The organism is Pseudoflavonifractor capillosus (assembly GCF_016902575.1).
In the GTDB taxonomy this organism is placed as follows: domain Bacteria; phylum Bacillota; class Clostridia; order Oscillospirales; family Oscillospiraceae; genus Enterenecus; species Enterenecus capillosus_A.
Genome location: NZ_JACSNZ010000072.1, coordinates 1 through 4,930, shown reverse-complemented (window position 1 = coordinate 4,930; position 4,930 = coordinate 1). Strand labels below are relative to the sequence as shown.

Sequence of the window (4,930 nt, the reverse complement as noted above, 5' to 3'; positions counted from 1 at the left end):
TTGGCAGACCGCACTCTTATTGTATCAAAAGGAGTTTTTTCTTCATATGGAACGCTAAAGCTTTTTTTGAACTCCCCGGCACAGCCGGGGGTTTTCATTAGACAAAAAAGACAGGGGCACCAGGATCGACGAGTCTCTCCTGTTGCCCCTGTGCTGTCTCTTATGGATTTAGTTTACGAATACTTCACACACACTATTGTTGTTCCCCGACCAGCGTATCCGAATTTCTTGGGCATTATTGATGTTCTGGCCAGCAGCTGTAACCGAAAAATGCCCATTTCTATGTAAGGTCACACCTTGGCGCAGCGGGCCTTGGATACTTATCACGCCACTACACTGAAACCTGTGCTGATAGCCCATGGAATTTCCGAGATACACAATCCGAGTTGCATTGATACGGATATTCAAACTTCCACGAATGGTCATCCACATATCTCATCACTCTCTTTCTCGTCATTCAACGTTTCATCTTTAACCATATAGGTCTTCTGATACGTCTCAAAATAATAGTCTGTCAGTCCCACCATTTGCTCGGCAGGCGATCCGGAAGCCTCTTTCAGCTTACGATACAGCACAATCACCTTCGCCACATCCCACAGCACCACATCACGGTCACATCCTGTGGAATCATATCGAATATCAGTGGTGGTGGTACGACGATCTTCGGTGACGTACTCCTTTTCTTGGGTGAGCTCAAAGGAGCTTTGCAACTGACCCATGACACTTCCGCCCTCAAGGAATCCGCTTCCCTCCAAAATGACCTCCAAACGCATAGACTGTGAAACACTCTGACGCAATGTGGAGCTGTGCTCGATACTGATGTTTTTCTCCAAGCTTTGATCCTGCGCAATGGAAATCATTCCAGCCCGTCTCAAGGAATAGACGCACACAGAAAAATAGGACTGTATTTGCGTGGATTTGGCATATCCGTCTGAGTACTTGGGATCATGAACCTGCCCCCACAGGCTTTTATCAAGAACGACAGGACTTGTGCGGGCAACCAGAAGTTCATTTTGATATACGTTGGTCCTCGGAAGATAGCTGCGGACAGACTTTTGTTCTATGATGGGCAGCATTCTGATGTAGGACCAATTCTGGAATTTTTCAATCATATGTCCTTCCCCCAATGGAACAACGAAAATTATTTTTCATATATGGTCACTGTGGTAGAAAAGTCATGTCCACCATCAGGCACTTCTTGAAATCCACTTTGTTCCAACATCCCTGTGGTTTCGCAGGAACTTGTATTTTTGTGTTTCCAATATGGCATATCCACCTTGACTTGAACCGTTCCAAGGCTGTGTTCTCCGGCTGGTGCTTTATCTTGGAAGGATAAGTAAAACTCGATGCCGGTGGATGTTCCGGCCGGTGAATACACATAATATTTCCCAAATGTCCCCGGCTGAATGACGTCTGGAAAATTACCGTCAAACTTCTCCTTTCTCCCCCATGCAATGTTGGGTTCAAGCAGCTTCAACGGGCGTTTCAGTTCATTGATGACAGTGAGATGATAGGTCCATTTTGGCATGATTTATGACTCCTTCCCAAATTTTACTGACAATTTTCATATTTCATCTGTTGGGCTTCAGTCACCATTGCCCTGCAGCTTTCTGCCTGCCAATGTGCCCTTACCTCCCCTTGATAGATGGAAAAAAATGAAAATTTTGTCGTATTCACATTATAGACCTTTATCTGGAAATTTCAAGTTCTTTTTTCATTTTTTTACATAAATGTAATTTTATGTTTCTATTGCATCTACACTTGTATAAGATATTCTTTATATGTATGTAGTTTTGTATTGAAAAGTGGAACATAAGTTTTCGCCGTGCCGGGGAGGCATCGTCCCCGGCACGGCCAGTGATCAGCTTGCCGCCTGAAGCATATCCCCAATATAGATGCCGTACCCCGAGGTGGGGTCATCCACCATCACATGGGTGACAGCGCCCACGATTTTGCCGTTTTGCAAAATGGGGGAGCCGCTCATGCCCTGGACGATGCCTCCGGTTTTGTCCAGCAGCCGGGAGTCGGTGACGTGGATGAGATAGTCCCGTCCACCCTCCTGACTGTCGGGGTACACCTTGAGGATCTCGATCTCATACTCCTCCACCTCATGGCCTGAAATATTGCTGAGGATGGTGGCCTTGCCCGCCTTCACCTCGTCCCGGGAGGCCACCTCCACCGCCTGGCCGGTAAACCAATCGGTGTCGGTCATGGTGCCGTAGATGCCGCAGGAGGTGTTGTCGGACAGCTCACCCAAGGTCACATCCGCCTCAAAAATACCACGCAGCTGTCCCGGGGTGCCGCACTGCCCCTTCTCCACCCCGGAGACGGTGGCAGGGAGAATACTGCCGCTGTCCAGAGGCATGAGCAAAGAGGTGTCCACGTCGTTGATGCCGTGGCCCAGTGCTCCAAAGCAGCCGGTCTGGGGACAGTAGTAGGTGACGGTGCCTATGCCCGCCATGGAGTCCCGGATCCAGGCACCCAGCTTATACTCTCCGTCTGCCGAACACAGCGCCGCTTGAGCGGTCAGCTGTACCTGCTTGTCGTCCCGGATGGCACGGATGCTCATGGTCTCCCCCTCCAGTTCCTGCAACAGGGCGGACACCTCCTCAATGGTGTCCACCTCCGTGGAGTTAATGTGGGTAATGATGTCCCCCTCTTTCAAACCGCAGTCCTTGGCCGGATTCACCGCTCCATCCTGAGTGGTGATTTCCGACGTTCCCACCACCACAACGCCATCGGAGAAGAGCTTGATACCCACGGCACGCCCCACTGGCACCACCGTCAAGGTGTCGGCTCTGGCCCTGACCGAAACGGGCCACAGCAAAAGGGCTGCCACCAGGATCACCAGCACCACCCGCAGCATGGCCTGGGCGGTTCCCACCCAGTGCTTTATTTCTTCGTTCAATGATCCTCACCGCCTCTTCTTTCACATTTTGGGCCTTCGCCCATCTTCTAATGTGTCAGATTCTGCGATGTTTCTTGCGTGGGAAAGAGAGGGCCTTTTGGAAACCCTCCGGCACAAGGGTCAAAAACTTTGATTTCAACAAATGTTTTCCTCATAGTTTGCCCCACAGCGGGCATAACTTGTAGTAAGAAACGAGGTGGCGTTGTGAAATTTTTTCCAAAAAAGGTGACCATTACCCTCATTTTGGCCTTAGGTCTGGGCGTACTGCTCCACTTTCTCTTCCACTGGCTGCCCAGCCCCATCACCGCCCTGATCTCCCCGGTGAAAGAGAGCCTGTGGGAACACCTGAAAATTCTCCTCATTCCCCTGTTGCTCTCCGGGCTGTACCTCACACACGGCCGGGGCCTGGACGGTCTGGCCCCCTGGCTTTTAACTCTACCCATCATCGCAGCAGCCATGTTGGGTGTGGGCTATCTGTACCATATTGTCTGGCAGGGGGACTGGGTAGGCTTTGACCTGATTTTATACGCCGTACTCATGGTGGCGGGTTTTGTGCTGGCCCGGGTGCTCACCCCTCTCACCCAGCACCCCGGCATTCCCCTGTTGTGCCTCATGGCCGTACTGCTCATGGGGTGGATGATCATCTGGTTTACCTTCTTCCCACCGGATATGGCCCTTTTCCTGGATTTGAGTAAAAACACACCCACGTTCTATATTCTGCCGTCATGAGAAAAAAAGCCTGCGAAAATTTCGCAGGCTTTTTTTCTCATTTTAATTGGTTGAGATAGGTTTCCACATCAAAGGCATCCAGCCCGCTGTCCTTTCTGAGGTACAGCGGGTGATGGGGGTGCCCTTTCTTGGAACGCTTTCCGGCGGTGTACCACGCCGCCCCATGGGTCTGGCCAATGGCGATCATGTCCCTCACGCAGGCAGGCAGGTAGTCCCGCTTTTCAATGATGGTGCCCCAGGCCGCCCAGATGGCGGGCTGGGTGTCCTCATAGAGGGAGAGCACATAGTCAAAGGCTTTCATGTTCTCCTGGTGGAGAGTCTGGTTGCAGTGCTGTTCCATGTGGTCGGGGTCCGTGGCCCGCTGGGGGTAGACGTTGAACATGACAAAGCTGTCAAAGCCGTTGTGCAGCGCCACCCGCTCCACCGACTTCAACGTGTTGTCCAAATCGTCAGGGGCAGCGGTGGACGGGTTGATGCCAACACAGATGAGGGGGCGCTTGCCCCGGGTGGCCAGAATGTATCGGTACTCGCAGTAGAATGGGGGCACATACAGCCACCGATTGACGTCGTAGTCCTCTTTGGGGGTCAGGGCCTGGTTCAGGGCCTCTGGAAAGGGCAGCAGTTCAAGCAGACTTGTCTCACCACTGGGGATGTGCATCATAGCTCCTCCTCGTTGTTTTTCCCCATCATACCACGGCCCCCGTCAAATGGAAAGGCTGCCGGGTTGCTTTTTTTCCTCCTGTCGTATATCATAAAAAGACAATCCCCACAGGAAAGGAGGATGGCGATGTCAGCAAATCGTCAGCATTTGGTGGGCATGCGCATGGTAAAAACCGTCATTGCCGTGTTTATCTGCGGAATGTTCGGGTACCTACGCCGAGAGCCCGCCTTTTATTCCATGATTGCCGCCGTGATCTGTATGCAGAACTCCACGGACAAAACCATCACCTCCTCGGTGAACCGGGCCATTGGCACCCTGGTGGGTGGCTTGTACGGAATTATCATTCTCTATGGGCTGGAGTTCTTCCATGCCGAAAACCTGGATGTGCTCCGCTATACCCTGGTCTCTCTCACCATCATTCCCCTCATCCGCACCGCTCTGGTACTCAAGCGCCCCTCCAGTGCGGCGCTGTCCTGCGTGGTTTTCCTGTGCGTCACCGTCAACCACAACACAGACAGCTCCCCCGCCCTCTTTGCCCTCCAGCGTATGTTGGACACTTTGGCCGGTGTGGGGGTCACCTGTGTCATCGACCTGCTGCTGCCCTACCACCCCAAGCCGGAAGAGCCCGCCCC

The 4,930-nt window shown here is 52.3% G+C and carries 7 protein-coding genes; 3 read left to right on the top strand and 4 right to left on the bottom strand.

What is annotated here, in order from left to right; genetic code table 11:
- Nucleotides 1-288 (top strand): hypothetical protein (locus tag H9X86_RS11510; protein WP_204901661.1); only part of this gene is annotated, 288 nt, incomplete at its 5' end.
- Nucleotides 289-422: 134 nt separating this feature from the next.
- Here the strand turns inward: H9X86_RS11510 and H9X86_RS11505 are convergent.
- From H9X86_RS11505 to spoIVB, 3 genes are all read right to left on the bottom strand, one after another.
- Nucleotides 423-1,112, bottom strand: coding sequence for a hypothetical protein (locus tag H9X86_RS11505; RefSeq protein WP_204901660.1), 690 nt, complete (start codon nucleotides 1,110-1,112; stop codon nucleotides 423-425).
- A gap of 29 nt (nucleotides 1,113-1,141) precedes the next feature.
- On the bottom strand, nucleotides 1,142-1,528 hold the full coding sequence (locus tag H9X86_RS11500; protein WP_204901659.1) for a hypothetical protein: 387 nt from the start codon (nucleotides 1,526-1,528) through the stop codon (nucleotides 1,142-1,144).
- A gap of 333 nt (nucleotides 1,529-1,861) precedes the next feature.
- Nucleotides 1,862-2,908, bottom strand: coding sequence for a SpoIVB peptidase (spoIVB, locus tag H9X86_RS11495; protein ID WP_243416943.1), 1,047 nt, complete (start codon nucleotides 2,906-2,908; stop codon nucleotides 1,862-1,864).
- 204 nt (nucleotides 2,909-3,112) lie between these two features.
- Between spoIVB and H9X86_RS11490 the strand changes: the two genes are divergently transcribed.
- Nucleotides 3,113-3,637 (top strand): DUF6512 family protein, encoded by a 525-nt coding sequence (locus H9X86_RS11490; RefSeq protein WP_204901658.1) that lies wholly within the window; start codon nucleotides 3,113-3,115, stop codon nucleotides 3,635-3,637.
- Between the two features lie 37 nt (nucleotides 3,638-3,674).
- Here H9X86_RS11490 and H9X86_RS11485 read toward each other — a convergent pair whose 3' ends face one another.
- Entirely contained in the window at nucleotides 3,675-4,295 is a 621-nt protein-coding gene (locus H9X86_RS11485) for a DUF1643 domain-containing protein (protein ID WP_204901657.1), read from the bottom strand.
- A gap of 129 nt (nucleotides 4,296-4,424) precedes the next feature.
- On the opposite strand from H9X86_RS11485, the gene H9X86_RS11480 reads away from it, so the two are divergent.
- Nucleotides 4,425-4,930, top strand: a 506-nt coding sequence (locus tag H9X86_RS11480; protein WP_204901656.1) for an FUSC family protein, incomplete at its 3' end; no start/stop codon positions are given.